Here is a 24,803-nt window from a genome sequence, read left to right as displayed (position 1 = left end):
AAGTTATGCCTGTTTAAGCATGCAGAAACCAAAAACCGGACAGAGGGAAATATCAGAAAGATGAAAAATCCGGATGTTTCACCGGAATAACTGCTATAATCATTTATAGTATAACTGACATGATTTAATCTGGAAAAGGAGTTTACTATTATGACTACAATGGACAATGCAGAAGAGGCATATGCAGGCGAATCACAGGCAAACCGTAAGTACGAGATCTTCTCAGAGAAAGCGGCAGCAGAGGGATACCCAAATGTCGCAAAGCTCTTCAAAGCAGCATCAGAGGCAGAAGCCATTCATGCAAAGAGGCTCTTATTAATTTTGAATAAACTTGGTTCAACAGAGGAGAACCTCAAAGGATCAGTTGCCGGTGAGACAGAAGAGTACACAGAGATGTACCCTGCATTTATCAAAACTGCAAATGAAGAGGGACAAAAAGAAGCCGCAACGGTATTTACACATGCAATGAAGGCAGAGGAAGTGCATGCAGGAAGGTATGAAAAGGCACTTGAAGCAGTATCCGCAGGAGATGACTTTGAAGCATCAAAGATCTACCTCTGCCCGGTATGTGGAAATATTGAGATCGACAGCATTCCTGAAAGATGCCCCATCTGTGGTGTTCCGGCAAGAATGTTTCGGGAAGTAGAGTAATTATCAGAACAGACAAATTTTCCGGGGAAGAAAATCTCCGGGAATAATAAGCATTTTTTAGCCGGAAATTGTAGCACGGATAACTTATTTTCAGTCAATTTCATATTTAAATCCGGATTATTTTAAAAATGACGGATAATATCTAATATTAAGAAGACAATATAGCTCATATTATGTCTGATGTGAGGGTTTATTCCACCAAAAACTGCCAGTACTGCCGCCTTTTAAAGGCATTTCTTGAGAGGAAAAAAATAAAATATGAGAGCATTGACGTAGGCGAGAATATAGAAGCCGCAAAAGAGATGGTTGAACTTTCCGGCCAGTATGGTGTGCCGGTAACTGTCGCAGAAGGAAAAACCATCATAGGCTTTGACATTCCCGCACTCAATGAGATATTCGGACTGAAGCAGGAAGATGCCAAAATTCCGGATGTCATCATCATCGGCGGGGGGCCGGCCGGAATGACGGCAGCCATGTACTGCTCAAGAAAGATGCTCAGTACAATGATAATTACAGAAAATATCGGAGGGCAGGCACTGGAGTCATGGTCGGTCGAGAACTATATGGGATTTAAGCTCATCTCAGGTTCTGATCTTATGCAGAAGTTTGAAGAGCAGATCAGAACCCAGGATATGGCAATTGAACTTGACAGCGTCTCTTCGTTAAAAGAAGACGGAAATGAATATATAATCGGTACAGAATCCGGCTCAGAATACAGATGCCGGGCAGTAATTATTACAAGCGGAGTAAGTCCAAAGTGGCTTGGCCTTGAGAAGGAGGAACGATATATAGGGCGTGGAATAAGCATATGTTCAACATGTGACGGCCCTCTCTTCAGGGATAAAATTGTCACTGTGGTCGGGGGTGGCAATTATGCCCTCACTACTGCAATTGAGATGAGCAAAATTGCAAAGGAAGTCAATCTCATTGTCAGAAGCAAAATACGTGCAGATGATATATATCTCAGCCAGTACAGGGGAATAGAGAATATAAATACATATACAGATTATGTGGTCTCAGAACTTTCCGGCAATGATTTTCTGGACTCAGTTACGATAGAGAAGAGAGATACCAAAGAGAAGAAAATAATAAAGACAGACGGACTCTTCCTTGCAATCGGCCACCAGACAAATACAGTTTTCCTTGACGGATTTGTAGCTAAAAATGACAAAGGAGAGATAATAATAGATATAAACGGGAATACCGACAGAGAAGGGGTGTTCGCCGCCGGAGATGTGACCTCGGTAAAGGGCAAGCAGATAATAATCGCCTCAGGGGACGGTGCAAAAGCAGCTCTTTCAGCGTATGAATACCTGATGTCGCAGTGATAATGGTTCAGACGAAAAAAAGAATATATTCTGTGAAGACCAAATATCACCTTGACAGCCTGCATTTTTATGATCTTAAAAAAGAGCATCTGAATGACCTTTGCCACTGGATCAATATTTCGGGCAGCCTTATAATCGGCAGGGATAAAGCCGTGGAACTTGCAGGAAAGGTAGGGAAAATAAAATAAATACAAAATACAGACACTTTTTTTAAGCGATAAAAAAATTATATCAGGCCTCTGTAAACAGAAGAGTTACAACGATAATATCACCACATTTTAGATAGATTTATGCTGTAACTCCGGATAAAGACCTGGGGGCAGGGCTGTATCCGGATTAACAAAACATCTCAGAACATCTTTACATATGTCCGGAGTAAAAATTCTGATTTCTGAATTTTCTGATTATTTCGTTCTGGAATTTATGATTACTTAGTTCTGGTTGTTATGATTATTTCGTTCTGGTATTTATGATTATTAATTATCAGGTATTTGTATGAGATTTCGAATAATAAATTGGGGGATTGGGGGTTTGGGGGGTTGGTTGCTGTTAGTTTTGGGATTGTTTCTCTTATTCCTATTCTGGCATTTAGGATTATTTTATGGTTGGATCGGTTAATCTGGAGATTTATGGGCCGGACAGACCCACAAATAATGTTATAGATTGCTATTGTCTGGTTATCCAAAAATTCCGGATATTCTCCCGGATTTTGGTTATGATGAAGTTTTGGCGGACCTGCCACCAGTATGGGGCAATTAATGCAGACTGAGTGGCCGGAACTGACATTCCGGACCCGCCCGACTGCTCTGTCACCGGTCTGATCTACTTTATTTAACAGAATCTGCCGGAAGAGAAGACTACTCAGATAAGGTCTGGCAACCATCTGAATTCTTCTTAAACCGGCATAATTCATGAACAGATCTTCTGATACATATAATATCTGCTATTACTGAATCATCACCTCGGCATTTTGTCGGGATGTGCAGAAAAGGTGGGGTTATTTTTCCCTTCTCTGCCACCCTGATAAATAAGTCACCGCCTGATTATATAAATGGTTAAAATGTCACTGATTACTGCTTTTAACCTGATGGTTAAACGGAAAAATATCCGGCTGACAGGATATAAAACAGATCAACCAGACAAAAAAATCTTAAAATAAACCCTGAACATGAAATAATAATTTTAAAGAGGGAATCAGACAGAAGTCAGATCTTACCCTGAGAAGAGAGATTCTCTTTCAGCTGTCTCAGGTCACTGAGAAACTCTTTGACATTCTGATATCTGTCTTCAGGCATCTTCTCCAGGCATTTCATAATGATTTTGTCAAACGGTTCATCAGAAGAGCGGTTTTCTGATGGTTTCATCGGCATCCGGTGGATAATCTCATCAGTCATCTCACCCACACCTCCTCCGAAGAACGGCCTCATGCCTACGACCAGCTCATAAAGGACAACGCCCATCTGATAAATATCAGTCCTCTCATCAGGGCTGCCAAACCTGCGTGGGGCAATCTGTTCAGGAGCGGCATAATTCAGTGAAAAACCCACCACAGTTGTCTCATGCCCATCTGCAATCATCTTGCCAAGGCCCCAGTCGGTGATCTTTGCAATACCCTCTTCAGTCACTAAGATATTCTGCGGTTTTATATCACGATGAATGATACCAAGGTTGTGCGCATATGAAAGGCCCTCAGCTATTCCTTCAATAATCTTAAGAGTCTCCATTACAGAGAGCGGTTTTTCTGACTCCGAAAGGTCAGAAACGACATACTCCATCTCAACGAAGGGTACAGGCAGAATATTGACTGAAAAAAGCTTCACAATATTCTTATGAGACAGTTCTTCCCATATCCTCATCTCCTTCATGAAAAAACGCCCTGTAACCTCATCAAAATTGATCGGAACTTTCACAGCAACAACTGCACCGTCATCCCTCCTGGAGACTTTAAATACTCTGGCAATTCCGCCTTTACCGATAAATTCCACATCGGAATAACGCTCACCAAGACATTCGGGGAAATATGAACCTGAAAGTGCCGAGCCCATAATGCCGGATTCATTATCAAATATCGTGGTATTATTGTAATCCACAGAGGCAACAATGGTATCAGATGAGAGAACTTCCGGATAAAAACCAGAAATTATCTCTTCCTTTACCGATTTCTGCGCAGAACTCTCATAGATATAAAAATATAGAAGGGGCATGAATACCGACAGAATAAGACATACAGGATAAATTATACTGTTAAAAGGGCCAAGATCAACAGGCGCTGTATAAATGGAGATAAAATAAAATATAAACCCAAATGCTGCAAGGGGGGCATGCAGCCTGCTCAGAAGAACCGGCACGCCCCCTTTTATAAAATTGTATGACAATATTGCCGAGGAAGCGATCAGAAATGTTGTCAAAGCAATAAATGAGATCTGAATAATACCATAATCGATATTTCTGATGATCAGCCGTGAGGTATATGAAATTACAGAATACAGCATTGCAATTGCAATTGCGATATAGCCACCATAAAGGAATTTTATCCCGTTTCTCCTGATGCGTGTATCCCTGTAATCAACCTCCCTGTAACCTCCTACAAGATCAAACATTCCGGCAATAACACCGGACATGAGAAGCATCAGAACAACCACCTCAGGAGGAGAAACACCTGAAAGCAACGGCGTAGCAGGAGGATTCTGAGGCGGGCGGCTGAGATTCATTTCGGAAAGATCACCAATATTATACTCAGGAATTCTGCTCCGGTTATCCCCCACAGTTTTACCGTGGAATCCGTCTACACCAGAAAAACCTCCGGGATGCGGGAGCATATAATCAGAAACATGGGATATGAGTGGATAATCATCCTCAACGAGATTTTCCCCGGAAAAAATTCTGCCTCCAGAAGGATTCACCCCGTTTACGGCATAGAAATTCCTGTCCGGAACAAAGACTTTTCCCCCGGAATAACCGGTATAAGGCACATCCCCTATACCATCACCGCTCCCGTCAGTGCCGACATAATCATTCCAGTAATTGCCCAGAGATGAGGTGAAATTATTCCCCCTATAATTATACACAGTATCGGATGAATGCCACACCACACCGGAAGAGAGACATCTGACATTGTCATTATTCTCAAAATCATTGAGATATACACTGCACCCATCAGACTCATCGATGAAAAGGCCCAACTCATGCCCGCGAATAGTATTCTCCCGGACTGTAACATACAAAGACTGAGATATTGTAATTCCGGAAGGAGTGGACTGAATATCGCAATTGCTGACGGTTATATTATTACCACGGACAACCACCCCGGAATCAGCGTTTCCGCTTATGATAAGCCCATCAACCGTAACATAATCCGCATTTATCTTAACAGCTGCATCCCCGTATGAACTCTCAATCTTTGGAGTGCCCTGCCCGGAGTCATTGCCAATAATATTTATGGACTTTGTAATGAGAAGATTCTCGGCATAAACACCGGAATTTACAATTACAGTATCTCCGGGTTTAGTTGAATTGACTGCAGAGGCAATATCTGAAAAGCCGTCATTCCCACCCACATAAACCGGTGCACCAAGTGCAGCATTCGGGATTAACAGAATAAGCAGTGACAGCAGAAGAAGAAAGTACAGAAATCCATTAATTTTAGACTTAGATTGAATATCCGGTATTGTCATTCCTGCTACCTCCTTCGCCCAAAATAATAATTCCGCCACCAAAAAAGGAATTATGATAATATAATATATTACTTAAAGGGCATTAAATATGAGCCTCGCACCGCGGGCACCCCGTCCAAGGTCAATCATATCTCCGCCTTTTAACGCAGTCTCTCTGAAAGGACTTATCTTTTCGCTGTTTATAAAAGAACCGCCTGTGGAGTCACAGTCTTCAAAATACCAGATATTATGCCTTTTAAAAAACCGTGCATGGGGTTTTGAAATTCTTGTTACGGCTTCATATGAACCCGGAACTACAACAGCGTCATCTGAAGAACTGTACTGGGGAGCAGAATTATCCTCCCTGCCAATCCTGACATCATCTGATTTGAGAGGATAGGCACTCCCGTCAGCTTCCCCCCCAAGCATAACCAGGACAGGTACATCAGAGCCTGAATCTTCTGCAATCATCTTTCTTATATTCTCAAGTTTTTCATTGATCTCACTCTCGCCAATCCTTACATCAACATTTGAGAATATACTTAAATTCCTGATTATTCCTTCCATCCCACCCGGAATTATCGAATATTTCCAGACCGGAAGAGCACCTTTAGAGGTCTGTCGTCCCATACCGGCCTCTTTTTTTATAACTCCGGTCTTAAGCAGTTTATCAAGGTGCTTCTTTGTGTTCTCATAACTGGTATTGATCTCTTTTGCGATCTCACGCACTTCTTTTGGATGATGTTCAATGAATTTCAGCATTCTGAGCCTTGTAGGGTTAGAGAGGACATTTAAGTACTCAGATAAGTCCTCATAAAAATCCGGGTCAGAATTAATTGCAATTGTCTTCTCATTTCCGTCATAAATTCCTGCCATAAAAGCCTCCTTATCCTTATTCTGTAAATATAGAGATGTTAATTAGTTTAAAAGCCCTCAGGTAATCAAGAAGGGCTGTATTCAGTCAGTCCTGATAACAGTGGTCAGTCAGTCCTCATAACAACTGCTGTGATATTGTCATCTGAAGATGAAAGAGCCTCATCGATGAGACTCTTTGCTGCCTCACAGGCATCCCCCTCTTTTAATATCTCTTCAATCCGGTCTGCACCAATATAATCATGAAGGCCATCTGTTGAGAGAAGAAGCGTTATTTTAGGGCTTAGTGTATCAGATATTATGTCAACCCTGAAATCACCACCGAGAGAATGCCTGATTATATGCTTCATCGGATGGAATCTTGCAGATTCAGCATCCACCATTCCCTTGTCCACAAGTTCCTGGACAAGAGAGTGATCCTTTGTAATCTGCCTGAGACTTCCGTCAAGAAGATAAACCCTTGAATCCCCGGTATTTCCGACAATAACTGAACCATCAATAATAAATGCTGCGGAGAGAGTCGTGCCCATGCCTTCCCGTTCATCCTTCGCCTCTGAAGTTATAATCCGGTCTGCCTCCTCAAATGCAAGGCGCATTAAAGCCTCTGCACCCAAAATTCCGGCCCCGGTTCTGTATTTAGTCATAAAAACAGACCTGAGCGTATCAATAGCGATTCCGGATGCCACCTCACCGGCAGCATGCCCGCCAAGGCCGTCAGCCACTGCAAGCAGTATGCCGTCAGCCACAGCTTCAACTATACAGGAATCTTCATTGTAAACACGTTTACCCGGAACTGTCACACAACTGTAATCCATATCTGCTCTTCCGGAAGACTCCAGTTTCCGGCATATATTATCTGACATTTAATTCTTAAGGTTTAGCCTGTTGTGTTATAAGATAATTAAGCCATTTCAATGTTATCTATTCCCATACCCTCTTTTCTTGTCAGGAGAATGGGATTTATGATACATGTAGAGATTGTATTTCAGGAGTTATTAATATATTATATAGTATAGGTTAACCGGTATTCCCGCAGGGTTAAATAAAAAATATATAGGATATAAATATCCCGGATTACAGCACAGCCATCCAGATGGCATAGGATCCTATGACCATTATGACAAGAATTACGATCAGAAATTTATAGAGGCAGGATTTGCAGATCCCAAATATAAGATCATCCTTCTCAGATTTACACGCACGGCACGATCTCCCTGAGACAGACCCTGGATATTCTGTTCTATAGAGCTTTGCAATTTTTTCATGAAGATTGGGAGAATTATGAATCCTGTGCCAGTCTTCATCACTCATGCCGATAAAAAGATCACATTCATGGCATTTTACCCACACTTCATTGTCAGATGGCGTTTCGACATATAATCCGGTCTTCCCGCACTTTGGACAGGGAACTTCGCTAATAACCATAATTTAAAACAGGCAGATTACTAATTAATGCTTTTCATCCGGAATTCTGCATACATGACTTTTTTCTTCAGAAAGGTTCAACAGATTTATAATGAAAATATTCTGGACATCAGTGTTACTGTCCCTGCTTCTGATAATCTCTCTCTTTGCAGGATGTACAGGAGAGAGCAGTGGAGATGCAGAGATTTCAGGGTACATTGACTCTCTTAAATCAGGCACACAGGAAGAGAAGAAGGAGGCAGCGGAGGCACTTGCAGAGACCGGAACACCCGCCATACCGCAGCTGAGTGCTATGCTCTCATCTGAAGATAAACAGTCAGCAACATGGGCAGCCGTAGCCCTCTGCCAGATGGGTGAAATTTCAGTTGAACCTATGATCAGACTGCTGTCATCAGATGATAAGAACCAGCGTGAATGGGCATCAAATATCCTGGCATGTATAGGTGAGCCGGCATATCAGCCGTTAATCGATGCTCTTAATACCGGAGATCAGGAAGAGACTGAAGGTGCATCACTTGCACTAATCAAGATCGGCGGCCCTGTACTGCCCCTGCTCTCACTGGAACTGAACACAAATCCGGATTCAAACCTTGCAGAGATTGATTCAGTCATACGATCTATCTATGCAACAGCCGGACTTCAGGAGAGGCTTGATAACACAACAGCAACGGAGATGCCCTCCGAAAAAGAGACAGTTTAATCTGTTTCACCTGTAAAATGAGTGGTACAAATGAAAATAACAATACTTACAGAAAATTCAGTCCTATTTGCATCCCCTTTCTCCGGGGAACACGGCTTTTCAGCACTGGTTGAAGACGGCGAGAGTAAAATACTATTCGATACCGGAAAAACGGATTTATTCGCAAAAAATGCCGAACTGATGGACATTGATGTCTTTGAACCTGAGATCATAGCATTCTCACACGGCCACTATGACCATACAGGCGGAATTCTCCATATGATTCACACCATTCAGGAGGCAGAAGAGAAAGGCAGTCCGGTTCCGGATGAGAACAATAAAACCAAAGTTGTTGTACACCCGGAGTTTTTCAGGAAGAGGTATGCAAGAGACGATGACGGCCTGAGATATATCGGAAATCCATTTACAAGAGAGGATATTGAAAAATATTTCAGCGTAACCTCCACGTCAGAACCTGTAAAGCTTTCAGAAAATATAGTCTTCCTTGGCGGGATCAACCGGATTTTTGACTTTGAGGACCCTGGTGACTGGTCGGTGTATCAGGATGAGACAGGAGATAAAGGATTTACTGTCGATACCATTCCGGATGACACCGCCCTTGCATTAAGAACAGATAAGGGTATATTTGTCCTCACCGGATGTTCGCATTCCGGAATCTGTTCCATTGTCGAGCAGGCAAAGACCGCCTTTGGAGAGGAGCAGGAGATAATCGGCATAATGGGCGGGCTTCACCTTGCCGGACTGCCGGATGAGAAGATTAAAAAGACCGGAGAATACCTGAGAGATAATGTCAAAGGCAGGATATACCCCGGACACTGCACCGGGTTTGATGAAATTCTGAAGCTCTCACAGTACTGTGACACAGGTTATTCAGGTATTGGTGTCGTTCTCGATCTGAACAGTCCGGATTTGCAGAACTGAAGAGAAGAGCAAACACTATTCAGCAGCCAAATCCCGGAAAAACAAGATAATACTCCTATGAAACATTTGTTTCATCTGCCATCTGTGAACCCGCGGGTTCATGAATGACTTTTTTATATTTTGGAAATCAGAATAAATTTAATGAATATCCCTTCATCTGCCAAATCAAAACGGATGTACAGTCTGACAATTATTGTCCTGGCATTAGCCTCCGCAGCTGTTATGATATCAGGATGCATATCAAACAGTAGTGAGAGCACTATATGGAAGGATGCTCCGGATGTGGACATAAATACGGATGGCACAGTCACATATGTTGATCTCGAAGGAGGATTTTACGGCATCATCTCAAATGACGGCACAAAGTATTACCCCTTAAATCTCGGCGAGGATATAAAAAAAGACGGGCTTAAAGTCAGATTCCTGGCAGATACAAAGGATGATATTATGACAGTGCAGCAGTGGGGAATTCCGGTTGAGATCATCAGTATAAAAGAGATATAATATTATATTCAGCTATGAGCTTTGAAATCTATAAATTTAGCTCCACTAAGGTACTGATGATAAAATTATAGGGTAACAATGAAAGAGACAAAAACTGAAAGGGGCATAGCAAAGGAGCTGCCTGATGCACACCTCAGGGAGCATAATATGATTCATGAAGACTTTTTTGACTTGGATTCCCTGAAGGAAGGTTTTGACGTTGAACTAAAAACTGCACTTGGAAGGGATAAAAGAGGAGCAGTTCCTGAATCCTTCTGGGAGACCTATTCTGCAATGGCAAATACCAGTGGGGGCATCATAATTCTTGGAGCACAGGAAACAGAGGATTGTATTGTATTTCATAATTTGCTGAAATATGAACGGATGATTCAGGACATCTGGAATAATCTTAACAATCCAAAAAAAGTGAGTGCAAACATACTCCAAAATAAAGACATACAATCACTCAGAGATGACGATAAAAATATCATAATTGTCTCTGTCCCACAGGCTTCACGTAAACAGCGCCCGGTCTATATCGGAACAAATCCTCTTGAAGGGACATATCAACGTCAGAATGAGGGCGATTACAGGTGTCAGCCCGAACTGGTAAAACAGATGCTCGGTGAGCAGGCAAATGATACCAGAGATGCCGTTACTCTTGAAGACTTCAACATTGATGATATTGACAAAGAATCATTTCGTATATACCGGCAGCAGTTCTCAAATCGCAAACCAAATCACCCGTTTAATGAATGTGATGACAGAGAATTTCTGCGCCAGATAGGCGGATGGAAACGAAACCGCCAGACTGGAAAAGAAGGTCTTACCCTTGCAGGACTATTAATGTTTGGTAAATTCCGTTCAATTCTTGATGCAGTTCCCAATTATATTGTAGATTATCAGGAACGGGAAAATACTGATACCCGATGGATTGACAGAATCACTCTGGATGGATCATGGTCTGGGTGCCTGTATGATTTCTACCGGACAGTAATGAAAAAACTGTCCTCTGATCTGAAAGTGCCCTTTAAGCTGAATGGTGATGAAAGAATCGAGGACACACCGGTACACGAGGCACTGCGTGAAGCTCTGGTAAATACGATAATTCATGCAGATTACTCCGGAAACTGCTCATTACTTGTCGTAAAACGCCCCGGTCTCTTTGGTTTCAGGAATCCGGGACTCATGAGAATTCCTAAATCAGAGGCAATCCGTGGCGGAGTCAGCGACTGTCGTAACCGGAATCTGCAGAAGATGTTTCAGCTCATCGGCCTTGGTGAACAGGCAGGATCAGGGTTCCCGAAGATCTACCTAAACTGGCAACTCCAACACTGGCGTGAGCCAATGCTCGAAGAGAGGCATGAAAGTAATCAGACTGTATTCATCCTGAAGATGACAAGTCTCCTGCCGGAAGATGCTTTGTATGCGTTGAAATTGGAATTTGGAGATCTATTCAGCGATTTGGGAAATGTCGAGCGCCTTGCGATGGTAACTGCATATTCTGAAAGTTGCGTAAATCACAGCAGGCTCAGAGAGCTAAGCAGAGAGCACCCACACGACATAACCATTTCACTTCATCACCTGGTGAAACAGGGATTATTGGCAAGTGAGGGTTCGGGAAGGAATACTTTCTACTACATGCCGGGAAGGCACCCGATGGAGGATGAAATGTTTGGAGGAAAAATATGTTCAAAGGCAAGCTCCGAACATTTGAAAGAGAACTCCGAACATTTGAAAGAGAACTCCGAACATTTGAAAGAGAACTCCGAACATTTGAAAGAGAACTCCGAACATTTGGATGCATTGCAGATCATTGCAGAATCTGTAAATTCTGTAAAGAAGGCCCCAAAAAAACTTGTAATATCAACCATTCTGGAATTATGTAAAGACCGGGATCTGACGCTTGAGGAACTGTCTGCTCTTCTTAACCGGAATAAGGATTCACTAAGAATACATTACATTATCCCCATGCTCCGCGAAGGAAAGCTTGAGCAGAAATACAAAAATGTCACCACGCATCCATATCAGAAATACCGGACTGTTGATGGGGAGGGAGAGAGTGATCCGAAATCAGTCCCCGGTTATATTAATATCGAGGATTAAATCTTATTTTCCGGACAACAGAAGATGCTCCTTTGCAGCCGGTGTTGTCTCCCGGCCCTGTGGAGTCCTTTTTATAAAGCCGATCTGAATGAGATACGGCTCATAGACATCCTCAATTGTCCGGACTTCCTCACCGACAGAAATCGCAATCGTCTTTACCCCGACAGGCCCGCCATCGAAGTCATCCGAAATTACGGATAATATCCGCCTGTCAAGCTCATCAAGCCCGATTTCATCGATCTGAAGCATAGCCAGTGCCCCGGATGCAATCTCCTCTGTAACCGTACCGTCACCCTTAACAGAGGCATAATCACGCACTCTTCTGAGCAGCCGGTTAGCAATCCTCGGAGTGCCACGACTTCTTGCAGCAATCTCCCCGGCACCCTCATATGTAATCTCAATTTTTAATATCGAGGCACTCCGTAAGACAATTTTCTTTAGTTCTTCCGGAGTATAAAGCGAAAGACGTAAGATTATACCGAACCTGTCCCTAAACGGAGAACCCAAAAGTCCCTGCTTTGTCGTTGCACCAATGAGAGTGAAATGTTCAAGATTTAACTTTACTGACCTTGCACTCGGCCCTTCACCGATCATGATATCAATGAAGAGATCCTCCATTGCAGGGTAGAGTATCTCCTCAACAACGGAGTTTATCCTGTGAATCTCATCTATAAAGAGAATATCCCCGCGTTTCAGTGCAGTCAGAAGTGCCGCAACATCGCCGGGTTTTTCAAGCACAGGCCCGGTAGTCGTCTTTATGGCAGAGTCCATCTCATTGGCGATGATATTTGCAAGAGTTGTCTTGCCAAGCCCTGGCGGCCCTGAGAAGAGGATATGATCCAGAGGTTCACCCCGCATCTTTGCTGCCTCAATTGCAATACTAAGTGACTCCCTGACCTGCTCCTGCCCCACAAAGCTCTCAAGGTTTTCCGGCCTTATCGTTGCCTCATAAACGTCATCACCGGCAGACTCAGGTGAGACAATCCTTTCATCCATAACAGTCAGTACTCCTTAAGTTCTGCAAGTGCATTGCGTATAAGTTCCTGGAGGGAGGAATCGCCACATTCTGCCGCCACAGCCTCAACCGCAGTCCTTGACTCCTTCTCCTGAAATCCAAGTGATAAAAGGGCACTGACAGCATCGTTCATCACCGGAATTTTCGTTCCGGAATCAGAGGTGACTATCGTCTCGCTGATCTTCTTCATCTTATCCCGGAGTTCAAGAATCAGCCTCTTTGCACTCTTTGGCCCGATTCCGGATATTTTTGTCAGCACCTTCTCATCATCATTTAATATCGCAAATGCAAACTCCTCAGTGCTGATCTGTGATATGATATTAAGGGCAGTCTGAGGGCCGACTCCGGAGACAGTGATCAGCACCGCAAACATCTCGACCTCGTTCGGGTGCAGTGATCCGTACAGTGCAACCGAGTCCTCCCTGACCACCATATTTGTATATATTCTGACAGGTTTATCGCCCGATACGGAGAGTCCGTCCAGTGATGATTTCGGAAGAAAAACCCTGTAACCTACACCTCCGACATCCAGAACAGCCCATTTATCTCCGGTCTGCACCGGAATTCCGTACAATTGCGCAATCATATTATCTTACCATGTGAATGTGGCATAAAGCAATCGAAAGCCCGTCTGCTGCATCATCCGGACGCGGAATCTTATCAAGGCCAAGCAGCCTTTTGATCATATCCTGCATCTGCCGTTTGTCAGCCCTGCCCGAACCAGTCACTGCCTGCTTGATCTGGTTTGGTGTAAATTCCGTTATAGGAATTCCCTTCTGCTCCGCTGCCAGAAGAATTATTCCGCGGGCCTCACTGACACTCAGGGCAGTGGTTGTATTCCTTGAAAAGAAGAGCTTTTCAACTGCGATACAGTCAGCTTCGTATTTTCCGAAAAGCTCAGAGAGGGCATTATATATCTCAAGAAGCCTCTCAGAACACCTGAGTTCACAACCGGTCTCGATGCACCCGTATTCAAGGGCCGTTATCCTTCCCCTCTCTTCCTTAATTACACCAAAACCGACACGGGCCAGTCCGGGATCAATTCCTATTACAATCAAAATGTTATTCAGCTTCCGTTATATGCTTAAGTTTTAAATTCAGAAAAATAAATATTTTGGATTTTTGGTCAGAAAATCTGAACGTTTCAGATCACTTCTCATCTTCGGACTTCAGAGCATCCTTCTTCCGGTAGCCCTCAAGAAGAAGTGAATTTATATTCTTCACAGGCTTATCTGTGGAATCCTGAATATGAAATTCACAGAAGGGGCATGATGTGACCACAATATCACAGCCGGTCTTTTTGATCTCTTCATCTCTAAGCTTACCAAGGCTTGCAGCCACATCAGGCAGGCCCGACCTGACACCACCACCTGCACCACAGCATATAGACGGCATCTCAACGAAATCATCGGTGATCATTCTGAGAATCTCCCTCGGCTCACTCTCCACACCCTGCCCTCTCTTAAGATGGCATGGGTCATGATAGGTCACCTTTACATCAAGTTTTTCAGGAAGCTCAATACCAATCTCTGTTAACAGCTCATTGATATCAATAACCTCATAAGGAGTATCATAGTCGTTTTTAAGAGTGGAGCCACATCCGGCGCACATCGTCATCACCCTCTTAATACCCCTCTTCTCAAAGCATTCGATATTCTTTCTCTTAAGCTCATCAAGAAAGGACGTCTGTCCGGTCCGTATAAGCGGAGAGCCGCAGCAGACCTGATCCTTTGGAATAATCACCCGCACCCCGTTTCTCTTTAAAACCTCAAGAGCATCAAGACCGTTCTGCACAACCCTCATATTGTACATGCAGCCGACAAAGAAGCCGACCTCAGCCCTGACCTCACCCTCAGGCTCAATAACTTCAGGAACCTGGCTGAATAAGGTCTCCTTCTGCAGATCAACACTTCTTCCGGTGACCTTTACAAGCTCTGCAACCTCCTGGTGCCTCGGAAGTGTAAAGCCCTGCCGGTTTGCAAGCTCACGCAGTTTCTCTATCGCCTTATGTGGCATCCTGATATCCTTCGGGCAGACCTCGACGCATTTCTGGCATGAAGTGCAGGTAAAAAGACCCTCATTTACCGCTCCCGGAACAAAATTTCTTACATCCCTTGGATCAAGCTCAAGTCTCATCTCCTGCCTCATTACAGTCGGCCCTTTAAAATCCACGACCTTCATCGCCGGACATGCAGATACACAGCAGAGACACTCAATACAATCCCTTAAAGGCTTTATCGCATCGATCTGCTCTTTTGTCGGGATTTCTGAGGACTCACATGGCACAACTCCCGGAATATCCTTCAGTGCAGGTTCAATATCAGTGATGAGATCCTTTATCACCGGAAAGTCAAGCGGCTCAATGACCATACCATCCACTGCCGTAGTCATGCAGGCTAAAACAGGTTCACCATTCATCTTTATGGCACAGCTCCCGCACTGGCCTGCCCGGCAGCAGTACCTGAACGCCAGAGTCTGGTCAAGATTATCCTTAACATAAATGAGGGCATCAAGAACCATTGCACCGTCATTGAGCTGTACGTTATAATCTTTCAGCTCCGGTTTGTCATCTCTGTCCGGGCTGAAGCGTGAGATCTTAATATTGATATTCTCCATCAGCAATCCTCCTTCTTCTCAATACCTGAGCGTGAAATCGACTGAAAAGTATGCCCAAACGGAGATTTATCCGCATTCCACGCAGTTTCAATATCAGCTCTCACATGAGCGCCACGGGACTCCTCCCTCATAATTGCCCCTTTAACAATCAGTTCAGCCACCTCAAGCATATCCTGGATAGTCCAGCAGTCAATAAAAGAGCCGGAATCAGCAGCCTTTGGCTTTAACTTCTTCAGTTCTGCAATCTCCCTTAAAGCGAGTTTGAGTTTTTCCCCGGTTCTGAATATGCCTGCATCATCCCACATAACTCTCTTAAGGCGCTTCTTTATTTCAGCAGGATTTGTATCCCCGGAGAGATAAGAATCAAGCTTCTGCCTGATTATGCCAATCTGATGCTCATCAGCAACCTTCTCCATCTCAGGCTCACTTCCGGCATAAAAACCGGCACGTCTGCCAAAGACCTGAGTATCAGCCAGTGCATTGCCGCCGAGGCGGTTGGCACCGTGAACACCGCCGGTCACCTCACCACAGGCAAAAAGCCCCTTTACAGTGGTCCTGCATTCCGGAGTTATCCTCAGTCCGCCCATAATATGATGGGCAGTCGGTGCAACCTCCATAGGCTCCTTTCTGATGTCAACTCCGGACAGAAGGAACTGTTCAAGCATAACCGGGAGTTTCTCCTCAATCTCCTTATCACCCAGATGGGATACATCAAGATAGACACCGCCCTTATCAGTGCCACGACCTTCAAGAATTTCGGTTGCGATGGCACGTGATACAACATCCCTTGTGGATAACTCCATCCGTACGGGATCATATTTTTCCATGAAACGACGGCCTTCTGAATCTTTGAGAAGACCACCTTCACCACGGACAGCCTCGGTGATAAGCCGGCCTCTTGCATCATAGGGATGAACCGCACCTGTAGGATGGAACTGCACCATCTCCATATCTATCAGCTCTGCCCCGGCCCTGTAACCCATGGCAAATCCCTGTCCGTTTCCGGTGGCGCAGTTTGTGGAGATGTCATATACCTGTGTTCCGCCCCCGGTTGCAAGAACAACTGCATCTGCCTCAATAATAACCAGATTACCTTTTATGTCAATCGCGGCAGCACCGCAGACAATGTCACCGGCCTTCAGAAGCTCAATGACTGTCACCTCAGCAAGCACCGTTACATCACTGCTTCTCAGACGCTCAATTAAGGTCATCATAATCTCATGGCCGGTCCGGTCTCCTGCGTAGCATGTCCGGGGGAATCTCTGCCCGCCGAAAGGACGCTGTGCAATCTCCCTTTCAGGAGTCACGTCAAATACAGCTCCCCACTTTACAAGATCATTCATCCTTTCCGGAGATTCATTCACAAGAATATCAACAAGTTTTGGGTCATTGAGATATGCACCGCCTTTAAGAGTGTCCTCCTCATGCAAAGGACATGAGTCGTCCTCCTTCATAACGGCATTATAACCCCCCTCCGCCATAGTTGTGCATCCACCCTTTCCGGCAATCGTCCGGGTAACAAGAATAGTCTCGCCGGATTGTGATGCTTCTATTGCCGCCCTTGTACCCGAACCGCCGCTCCCGATTACAAGGACATGACAGGAGATGACCTTTCTGTTGTTATCATTATATTCCAAATTCTCTGAAACCATATTATGATCCAATATGTTCTGAAATAACATAAAGAAATAGTTAATCAATACCAACTGTCAGACATCACAGGCAAAAAAATAGCGGAGATAACATAAACACCTCACCTGAAGCGGTAATACCCCTCAGGTATGGAGATCTCAAACCTCGCACCTTCCCCTTCTGTGCCGGATTCATAAACAGCCATGCCGGATGTTGCAAGAATCTCCCGTACCAGGAAGAGGCCAAGGCCGGTATTTTCCCCAAATTTCTTTTCAAATATCCTTTCTTTATCTTTCTCAGGTACGCCGCACCCATCATCCTCAATAATAAGGTGGCCGGACCCTTCAGACTCATAAAATGAGACAGAGACAGAAGTAACTCCCTTTCCGTGCCGGACGGAGTTTTCAAAGAGATTGAAGAGCACCCTCTTAAACATGGAATCTGCCAGAACAGTCAGGTTGCCAGTACTGACTGTAAAATTGATATCCGGAAACGGACTTTTCCGGATTATTTCATCAACAAGTACACCTATATTCTGCCAGACCGGCTTTTTAAGCCCTACCTGTCTGTAATCAGAGGCAAAGGAGATGTGATCCTTAACTGCCAGGACAATATCATCAATAAACTTAAAGTAATCATCATCATCTTTACCATTCTCCCTGTTAAGTCTCATATAATAAACATATGAAGATAGCGCAAGAATCTGATTCTGAATATCATGAAGTGTAATTCCGGATATAAGTGTCAGCTTTTTATTCACTTTCTTCAGTTCTTCCTCTTTTCGCCTGTTCTTTTCAAGTTCACTGTCCAGATTATCAGAGGTTTTCTGTAAGAGTTCGATCTCACCCTTAAGTCTTCGTACGAGAATCTCAATCTCGCCCCTGAGATATTCACCTTCCGCAGACTGGGTTTTATTAATCGGATGATCAAGGTCACCTCCGGCAATAACCTCAATGTCACGGATTATAGATCTGATCGGTTTTGTGAAGTAATATGCTATATAATAGGCAGATAAAAGGCTGATGGCGGAGGCAAGAATGATGAACATCCAGATGTAAAATGAGAGCATATCCAGCGTATCATTAAGATTTTCGGTTGAAAAAACCAGTTTCACAGCAAGATTCATCTGGCTTGAAGAAGGAGAGCTTCCGTCATTGAGATCAATAAAAATATATTCTGTTATCGTCTCACCGGAGGAGTTGATATATTCAAGGTCACAACCCTCCTTAAAAACTGTTCTGAGATTCTCTCTTGTAAGGTCATCTGCAAGATCACCTCCGACTTCTTTAAATGCAATATTATACACCTTTGATGAGACGAGATTGTAATTCTGTTCCGAGAGCAGGTCACCAATACCACCGTATTTGAAAACTTTCCTTCCCTCTTCAAAAACCTCAGATGTAAAACCGAATTCGAGCAGATACTTATGATCATATGTGGGAAGATAAGCGTATTTCTTAAGATTTACATCTCCGGACCACCCACCTGTTGCACGATCCCCGACAAATACATCCCCTTTCCTGATTGTATCAATTTTCTCAAAAAATTCCGGATATCTGCTGAAATCAAGCCCTATATCCGGTTTATAAGTGCTGTATTCAACAACCCCGGATTCATTGATGATATATAGTTCAAGTGTTCCAAAATTTGAAAGCCTGATGTTATCTCTCAGAACATTGAGATCAATTGCAGAAGGGTCACCGCCGGAATTTTCATAGGCCTCTGAAAAGAGAGAGAATGATTCCAACAACTCCCGATCATAGGCATTTTCATAAGTATTTAAGCCCGTATTAACCAGATTTACATGATTTATCACAACAACAACCGCATCATCCATACGATCATCATACTGAGTTTCAAAACTTGTTCTAAAAGTGGTATATGTTGCAACAGAGATGATCAGAATAAGAATGAAAAATATAACAAAAAAACCAAGTGCCAGTTTTGTCTGCTGTGATGCCTTTTTTTCCACTCCTTCCTGCATAAACTACCGTCCTGACAATAAGTCACTCATGCGCAGGCAACTTCTGCCTGCAACAGATAGAAATGAAGCATTCAGGTGCCTGAATGTGAATGTTTCATGAGAAATATAAAACAATCCGGAGACATATAAAATATCCCCTTCCACACCACACATAAAGCAGCATAAATACATCCATAGTTGTAATCTGAGGATATATGCAACCGCTTAATTGAAAAATATATATATACTAGATAAACAACAAGTAAAAATGCTTTATGAGTATAAAAAAAGAGATCAGCATTCTCTATGTGGATGATGAAAGCATACTGCATAAAACATTTAAACCCACAATGGAGATGCTCACCGGTTTTAAGGTAGATTCTGCACATTCAGGCATGCAGGCACTCGATATGACTGAGAATACCTCCTATGACACAATCATATCTGATTATGACATGCCCGGAATGAATGGACTGGAGCTGCTCAAAATTATCAGAGGCAGGGGAGATGACATCCCATATATCATATTCACCGGAAAAAGCAGTGAAGAGGTAGTAATTGAAGCCTTAAATTCCGGAGTTGATTTTTATCTGTTAAAGGATGCTGAGATAGACAGTATATGTTCTGAACTTAAAAGAAAAATACCACCCCTTGTAGAAGAGAGAATAATTAAAATTACACAGTCGGATAAGAGACAGGCAATGCAGGATATGATAGAACATTCCCCTGATTCAGCATACCTCCTTAATGCTGACAAAAAAATAATTACTGTCAACAAAGGGGGCAGAAATTTTATTAATTCTTTTTCAGACAGTTTAAAGCCCGACATTACAGGGATGTCATTCTATGATATTCTTCCCCATCAGATTGCGGAAATAAAAAATAATTTAATAGATAAAACCGCCGAAGAAGGAGAGGAGACAATCTTTTATGAGGAATATATGGGAAAGCGCTATAAGAATTATATCACGCCGCATTATAACAGTCGGGGAGATCTTCAGTATATATCATACTTCCAGAGATTACTCAGGAAAGGGGAGAAGAAAGAGGGCGATGCCAGCCATTCAGTATCACTTGAGATGAAACTTAAGCACTATAAAGATAACCTTGCTGCAATTCAGTTCCCACTTATAGCAGATATAGCCGCCACAATTATATTTGCCCTCGCAGACGGCCCAAAAAACATGGGGGAATTATGCGAAATTAACAATTCAAGCACCCCGAATATCACTTCAAGGCTTAAAGCTCTTAAAGAAAAAAATATTGTCAATAAAAATAACAATGAGTACAGGCTCACTGTCCCCGGATCTATAATCGCAGACAAAATAAAAGGATTTATAATTTCAATTAACAGGGAATGCCATAAACTGAGCAGTGAACAGGAAGAAAGGGATTACAGTGAAGAAGACATCTCTTTTTTTATCAGGAACAAATCAGATGCCCAGGCAATAATACGATCTACCATCCAGACAACAATACTTCTGGCACTATATGAGGAGATGAAATCCAGGTACCTGTTAAGGGAGATTACCGGAAGTTCCTCTGTGGCATTATCACCTAAAATAGCATGGTTAAAAGAGAAAGGACTCATTGATGAGAAGGATCATGAATACTGCCTCACAAAAAAGGGCAGAATTGTAGCAGTACATCTTGAGGAATATATTCTGACATCGGCAGTTATATACAGAAATGAAGACTTCTGGGCAGGGCACTCACTCGACTGGATGCCCGACTTTGCAAAGGACACATTGTACGAACTGATACATGCTGAAGTTCATTATAATTCTCCGGATGAGATAATAAGTAACGAAGAACTGAACAGCAGTCATCTTCTTGAGCCGAAATATCTTCACGGTGTTTCAGATTATTCACTCCATTCCCTTCCGTCAATATCATTTCCACGGATCTGCCGCCACCACAACTGTGAATTCGTTATTTCAGAAGATGAAGCAGAAGAGAGACCTGAATTGAGAGAACATATCAGGGATATTGATGAAAGATTAACATCTTTTGTAAAAATTCACATCTCAAAATTCCCACACACATTCAGTATTATAGTTACAGAAAAGTATTTTGAGATGAAATTAATGACAGACAACTGTAAATTTTTTGATTCTATAGAGTACCTTGTAAGCACTTCACCTGAAGCATGTATGTGGGGAGAGAGACTGTTTCAGTATTATAAAAATGCATCAGTACCGTATATAATAAACACAGAAAATTCTTCAGAGTAAACTTTTGCCCACCTGCGGATGGGAACTTCATGAATAAAAAATTAAACCTTAACCAGCCCTGAAAAAAATTACCCGGGCCGGCAAAAAATATCTCACCATAGATACGCGCATCATTTAATTCTGGTGTAATTAATTCTGATTTTTGACGCAATATTTATGGAAAATATTATTTGCCCCCGCAGTTTTTTCCGGTACTTTTCTGGCAGTTCTCCGGATATTTATACCTGAATGGATATTACAGCGAACATTTACCCTTAGAGCATCTTAATAAGGGCTTTATCAGCTGCAAGACGTACAGACACGGATTCATCATTGTAAAGGGTGAAGAGTTGATCGATGGATCTCGGATCACAGATTTTTGCCAGACTTTCGGCAGAGATGTACCGGACTATGCTATTTTCATGGTGTAGAGAATTTATAAAGAGAGCTGTCGATGATGGATTTCCAAAATTTACAAGTGCCATTGAAATGAGTAAACGGTCACTGACCGGCATTGCATCAGTCATCTTAAATAACTGATCTGTAACTCCGGATGAGAGAGCCGGCAGTGTACCTGATGCCCTCAGATTCTCTTCGTAGCGGTTTAAAATGCTGCTGAGAAATATAATGGCATCTTCACTCTGTGCATGAGGATTTCTTCTGTGAAGGACTGTACTGTAATGTCTCTCAGGCACTGGAAAATTAATCTGATGTTGATTATCCATAATCTTGTCTGACATATGATATTCTCTCCTTCTCTTTCCGGCGCCCCCAACGCCAATGGTTAACTTAGTCTTATAGTAAATTAATAAGCCCCACTGATAATTTTTTCACCCGGAATTAATAAATATATAAACCGGAAGAGCAAACCAAAAGCCACATATATAACTGATTATTGCGGCAGAAAGATAAAAACCGGCAGAACTGCAAAAATCAGCCAGAAAGCCACAGATTAACCAAAAAAAAGATTCCGGAGTATTGTCAGAGGATGCCCCACATTCCGGACATCAGTTCTTCAGATATTTCAGGATCTCCCTAAGAGACGGCTTTTTACCATACATCAGCATTCCGGCACGGAAGATCTTTGCAGAGAGCTTCACAGCAATCATAATTGAGACTGCAAGAACTGCAAGGCTCAGGAAAATCTCAAAGGCCGGAACATCTCCGAGTGCAATTCTAAACATCATAATAAATGGAGATGTGTAGGGGAAGTATGACAGAATAACTGCAAGAGGAGAATCGGGCACTGCCATAATAAACTGGAGCATAATCAGGGGAATGACTGCAAACATGGTAAATATCATAGAGGTCTGCTGAGCCTCGGCTGACGTTGAGGCAATTGAGGCGGTGCATGATATCGAAACCGAATAGAGGAAGTATCCCAGGACAAAATATACAAGCGTCAGAATAAACATCCATGAGAGGGAGAGATCTTCAAAAAGTCCGGGTACAGGAATTAATAATATCACAGCTCCTGCCATTGCAAGCCAGACGCCCATCTGCAAAAATCCGACACCGCCGTATCCCAGCACCTTACCCCTGAGCAGCTGATCGGCAGATACAGATGAGAGAATAAGTTCACCGCTTCTGCTCTCCTTCTCCTCACCGATCCCCTGCATAAGATAGCCTGATGAGGTAAGAATGCTGAATACAAGCATAAATGAGAGGCAGAATGTAATTAAGATCATACCCGCGGATTTACTCTCCTTCTCTTCACCTTCACTGCCGATTGTGACATATCCGGCGTTTGATACCGGAGATATGATTCTTCCGGAATTTACCGGATCATTGACAGAAATTTCAACGATATTGCCCCTGAGAAACTCCTCAATATCACCTATTGAATTTCCGGAGCTTAAGGGACTGTTTTCAGAGTAAACAGTTATATTTCCGGATTCAATATAATCCTGCGGGACAACGAAATACTCGGAAATATCACCCGCTGCAACTGCCTGCGAGGCAGAACTCCGGGAATCATACTGAATGAATTTTCCGGAAGGGAAAATAACTCCGGAATTATCAATAAAACCGAGATCTCCGGAGTCAGAAAATCCCTCTTCTATTGCAGGCATCTGGGAAAATACCAGACCAAATACTAAAACGATTAGCAGAGGCAGAACAAATGTCCCAAAGATAAAACCCTTTCTTATGACGGTTTTTTTAAATTCATGCCCCGCTATCTTTAAGGTTTTACTGTTCATCTTCAACGACCCCAATAAAGATATCATTCAGTGATCTTGTGCTGACCTCAAACTTTCTTATACTGACAGACTTCATCAGATGCTTAAGAATCTTCTGACTGTCTGCACCGGGTTTTAAGACCATCTCAGCATGGCTGCCGTAATCATTCACCGATTCAATATATTCATCATCCATCTGTGGAAGAATGCCTTCATAATCCACCACTGCTGAGAAGCCAAATCTCTCTTTTATCTCATTGATATTGCCGTATAATACAGACCTGCCATTATTAATCATCAGGATGCGGTCGCACATCCTCTCAACCTCATCCATCTGGTGGGTTGACATTATTATGGTCATACCATCTCTCTTCAGTTCGAGTAGGATGTCCTTAATCTGTTTTTTGTTCACCGGATCAAGGCCGTAAAACGGTTCATCCAGAATCAGAAGCTCAGGCCTGTGTATTACTGAAACAATAAACTGAAGTCGCCTTGACATACCTTTGCTTAGATCACCAACCTTCTTCTCCCGATAATCAGAGAGTTTCATGCGGTTTAGCCAGAGTTCAATCTCAGGTTCGGGATTTGTCATACCCTTAAGTCCGGCAAAAAACCTGAGGGCATCAATAACCTTTAATTTTCTGTCAAGTCCCCCTTCTTCCGGGAGATAACCTATTCTGTCCTTGGTATTTTCAGAGAAGGGGCCGCCCAGAATCCTTACATCGCCTTCATCAGGCCTGAATACATCCAGGATTATCCGTATCATCGTTGTCTTTCCTGCGCCGTTTGGACCAAGAAGACCAAAGACCTCACCATTATATACAGACATACTGACACCATCAAGGGCACGTCTGCCGTCAAAATTTTTTATAAGTCCTTTAGTTTCAAGAACATACTCTGATTCCTGCATATGATCCTATCCTTATGCAGTACTTCGCCGGAGAAAAGGAAGTAATAGACGCTGAAAAGAAAGCATCCGGATATAGAGAAGATTAGATCAATAAATCATATGAGAACAGCGCCTGATCATAACTAAGATGATCT

At 43.0% G+C, this 24,803-nt stretch carries 22 protein-coding genes; 8 read left to right on the top strand and 14 right to left on the bottom strand.

The window, feature by feature from the left end:
• The first annotated feature begins 150 nt into the window (after nt 1–150).
• The 3 genes from L6E24_RS08785 to L6E24_RS08775 all read left to right on the top strand — a co-directional run bounded on the left by L6E24_RS08785 (nt 151) and on the right by L6E24_RS08775 (nt 2,167).
• Nucleotides 151–651 carry a rubrerythrin family protein gene (locus L6E24_RS08785; RefSeq protein ID WP_257741612.1) on the top strand — a complete coding sequence of 167 codons (501 nt, stop codon included), beginning with the start codon at nt 151–153 and terminating at the stop codon, nt 649–651.
• A gap of 173 nt (nt 652–824) precedes the next feature.
• Nucleotides 825–1,979: an FAD-dependent oxidoreductase gene (locus L6E24_RS08780; RefSeq protein WP_257741611.1), complete on the top strand. Its 1,155-nt coding sequence runs from the start codon at nt 825–827 to the stop codon at nt 1,977–1,979.
• Nucleotides 1,980–2,011: 32 nt separating this feature from the next.
• Complete coding sequence (locus tag L6E24_RS08775; protein WP_257741610.1) at nt 2,012–2,167, top strand: hypothetical protein; 156 nt, start codon at nt 2,012–2,014, stop codon at nt 2,165–2,167.
• A 239-nt stretch (nt 2,168–2,406) separates the two neighbouring features.
• Here L6E24_RS08775 and L6E24_RS08770 read toward each other — a convergent pair whose 3' ends face one another.
• The 5 genes from L6E24_RS08770 to L6E24_RS08750 form a co-directional block, all read right to left on the bottom strand.
• Nucleotides 2,407–2,892, bottom strand: coding sequence for a hypothetical protein (locus L6E24_RS08770; RefSeq protein ID WP_257741609.1), 486 nt, complete (start codon nt 2,890–2,892; stop codon nt 2,407–2,409).
• 292 nt (nt 2,893–3,184) lie between these two features.
• Nucleotides 3,185–5,653, bottom strand: a complete 2,469-nt coding sequence (locus L6E24_RS08765) for a protein kinase domain-containing protein (protein ID WP_257741608.1) — start codon at nt 5,651–5,653, stop codon at nt 3,185–3,187.
• Between the two features lie 72 nt (nt 5,654–5,725).
• Entirely contained in the window at nt 5,726–6,508 is a 783-nt protein-coding gene (locus L6E24_RS08760; RefSeq protein WP_257741607.1) for an FHA domain-containing protein, read from the bottom strand.
• A gap of 104 nt (nt 6,509–6,612) precedes the next feature.
• Complete coding sequence (locus L6E24_RS08755) at nt 6,613–7,368, bottom strand: PP2C family protein-serine/threonine phosphatase (protein ID WP_257741606.1); 756 nt, start codon at nt 7,366–7,368, stop codon at nt 6,613–6,615.
• Nucleotides 7,369–7,579: 211 nt separating this feature from the next.
• Nucleotides 7,580–7,930 carry a hypothetical protein gene (locus tag L6E24_RS08750; RefSeq protein ID WP_257741605.1) on the bottom strand — a complete coding sequence of 117 codons (351 nt, stop codon included), beginning with the start codon at nt 7,928–7,930 and terminating at the stop codon, nt 7,580–7,582.
• Nucleotides 7,931–8,021: 91 nt separating this feature from the next.
• Here L6E24_RS08750 and L6E24_RS08745 point away from each other — a divergent pair, with 91 nt between their 5' ends.
• The 4 genes from L6E24_RS08745 (at nt 8,022) to L6E24_RS08730 (ending at nt 12,140) form a co-directional block, all read left to right on the top strand.
• Complete coding sequence (locus L6E24_RS08745; RefSeq protein WP_257741604.1) at nt 8,022–8,630, top strand: HEAT repeat domain-containing protein; 609 nt, start codon at nt 8,022–8,024, stop codon at nt 8,628–8,630.
• Nucleotides 8,631–8,660: 30 nt separating this feature from the next.
• The gene (locus L6E24_RS08740; RefSeq protein WP_257741603.1) at nt 8,661–9,551 is read left to right on the top strand and encodes an MBL fold metallo-hydrolase; all 891 of its coding nucleotides are present in this window, start codon (nt 8,661–8,663) and stop codon (nt 9,549–9,551) included.
• 141 nt (nt 9,552–9,692) lie between these two features.
• Nucleotides 9,693–10,055 (top strand): YgdI/YgdR family lipoprotein, encoded by a 363-nt coding sequence (locus L6E24_RS08735; RefSeq protein ID WP_257741602.1) that lies wholly within the window; start codon nt 9,693–9,695, stop codon nt 10,053–10,055.
• A gap of 78 nt (nt 10,056–10,133) precedes the next feature.
• A complete protein-coding gene (locus L6E24_RS08730) occupies nt 10,134–12,140 on the top strand; it encodes an RNA/DNA-binding domain-containing protein (RefSeq protein WP_257741601.1) in 2,007 nt (668 codons plus the stop codon).
• 3 nt (nt 12,141–12,143) lie between these two features.
• Here the strand turns inward: L6E24_RS08730 and ruvB are convergent, their stop codons facing one another.
• The 6 genes from ruvB to L6E24_RS08700 all read right to left on the bottom strand — a co-directional run bounded on the left by ruvB (nt 12,144) and on the right by L6E24_RS08700 (nt 19,387).
• Nucleotides 12,144–13,136, bottom strand: a complete 993-nt coding sequence (gene ruvB / locus L6E24_RS08725) for a Holliday junction branch migration DNA helicase RuvB (protein WP_257741600.1) — start codon at nt 13,134–13,136, stop codon at nt 12,144–12,146.
• A 5-nt stretch (nt 13,137–13,141) separates the two neighbouring features.
• A complete protein-coding gene (ruvA, locus tag L6E24_RS08720; protein ID WP_257741599.1) occupies nt 13,142–13,741 on the bottom strand; it encodes a Holliday junction branch migration protein RuvA in 600 nt (199 codons plus the stop codon).
• A gap of 1 nt (nt 13,742) precedes the next feature.
• Nucleotides 13,743–14,213, bottom strand: coding sequence for a crossover junction endodeoxyribonuclease RuvC (gene ruvC / locus L6E24_RS08715; RefSeq protein ID WP_257741598.1), 471 nt, complete (start codon nt 14,211–14,213; stop codon nt 13,743–13,745).
• Between the two features lie 91 nt (nt 14,214–14,304).
• Complete coding sequence (gene tfrB, locus L6E24_RS08710) at nt 14,305–15,771, bottom strand: fumarate reductase (CoM/CoB) subunit TfrB (protein ID WP_257741597.1); 1,467 nt, start codon at nt 15,769–15,771, stop codon at nt 14,305–14,307.
• Nucleotides 15,771–17,423, bottom strand: a complete 1,653-nt coding sequence (gene tfrA / locus L6E24_RS08705; protein ID WP_257741596.1) for a fumarate reductase (CoM/CoB) subunit TfrA — start codon at nt 17,421–17,423, stop codon at nt 15,771–15,773. The genes tfrB and tfrA overlap by 1 nt, the downstream gene beginning before the upstream one ends.
• Nucleotides 17,424–17,524: 101 nt before the next feature.
• A complete protein-coding gene (locus tag L6E24_RS08700; protein ID WP_257741595.1) occupies nt 17,525–19,387 on the bottom strand; it encodes a sensor histidine kinase in 1,863 nt (620 codons plus the stop codon).
• A gap of 254 nt (nt 19,388–19,641) precedes the next feature.
• On the opposite strand from L6E24_RS08700, the gene L6E24_RS08695 reads away from it, so the two are divergent.
• Nucleotides 19,642–21,600, top strand: coding sequence for a response regulator (locus L6E24_RS08695; RefSeq protein ID WP_257741594.1), 1,959 nt, complete (start codon nt 19,642–19,644; stop codon nt 21,598–21,600).
• Between the two features lie 254 nt (nt 21,601–21,854).
• Here the strand turns inward: L6E24_RS08695 and L6E24_RS08690 are convergent, their stop codons facing one another.
• From L6E24_RS08690 to L6E24_RS08680, 3 genes are all read right to left on the bottom strand, one after another.
• Entirely contained in the window at nt 21,855–22,319 is a 465-nt protein-coding gene (locus L6E24_RS08690) for a HEAT repeat domain-containing protein (RefSeq protein ID WP_257741593.1), read from the bottom strand.
• 267 nt (nt 22,320–22,586) lie between these two features.
• The gene (locus tag L6E24_RS08685; protein WP_257741592.1) at nt 22,587–23,780 is read right to left on the bottom strand and encodes an ABC transporter permease; all 1,194 of its coding nucleotides are present in this window, start codon (nt 23,778–23,780) and stop codon (nt 22,587–22,589) included.
• Entirely contained in the window at nt 23,770–24,669 is a 900-nt protein-coding gene (locus tag L6E24_RS08680) for an ABC transporter ATP-binding protein (RefSeq protein WP_257741591.1), read from the bottom strand. Before L6E24_RS08680 ends, L6E24_RS08685 begins: the two co-directional genes overlap by 11 nt.
• Between the last annotated feature and the right edge of the window lie 134 nt (nt 24,670–24,803).

It is taken from the genome of Methanoplanus endosymbiosus, assembly GCF_024662215.1.
Lineage (GTDB): Archaea > Halobacteriota > Methanomicrobia > Methanomicrobiales > Methanomicrobiaceae > Methanoplanus > Methanoplanus endosymbiosus.
Note: the sequence above shows the minus strand (reverse complement) of the source record. Positions and strands in the feature narration are given on the sequence as shown.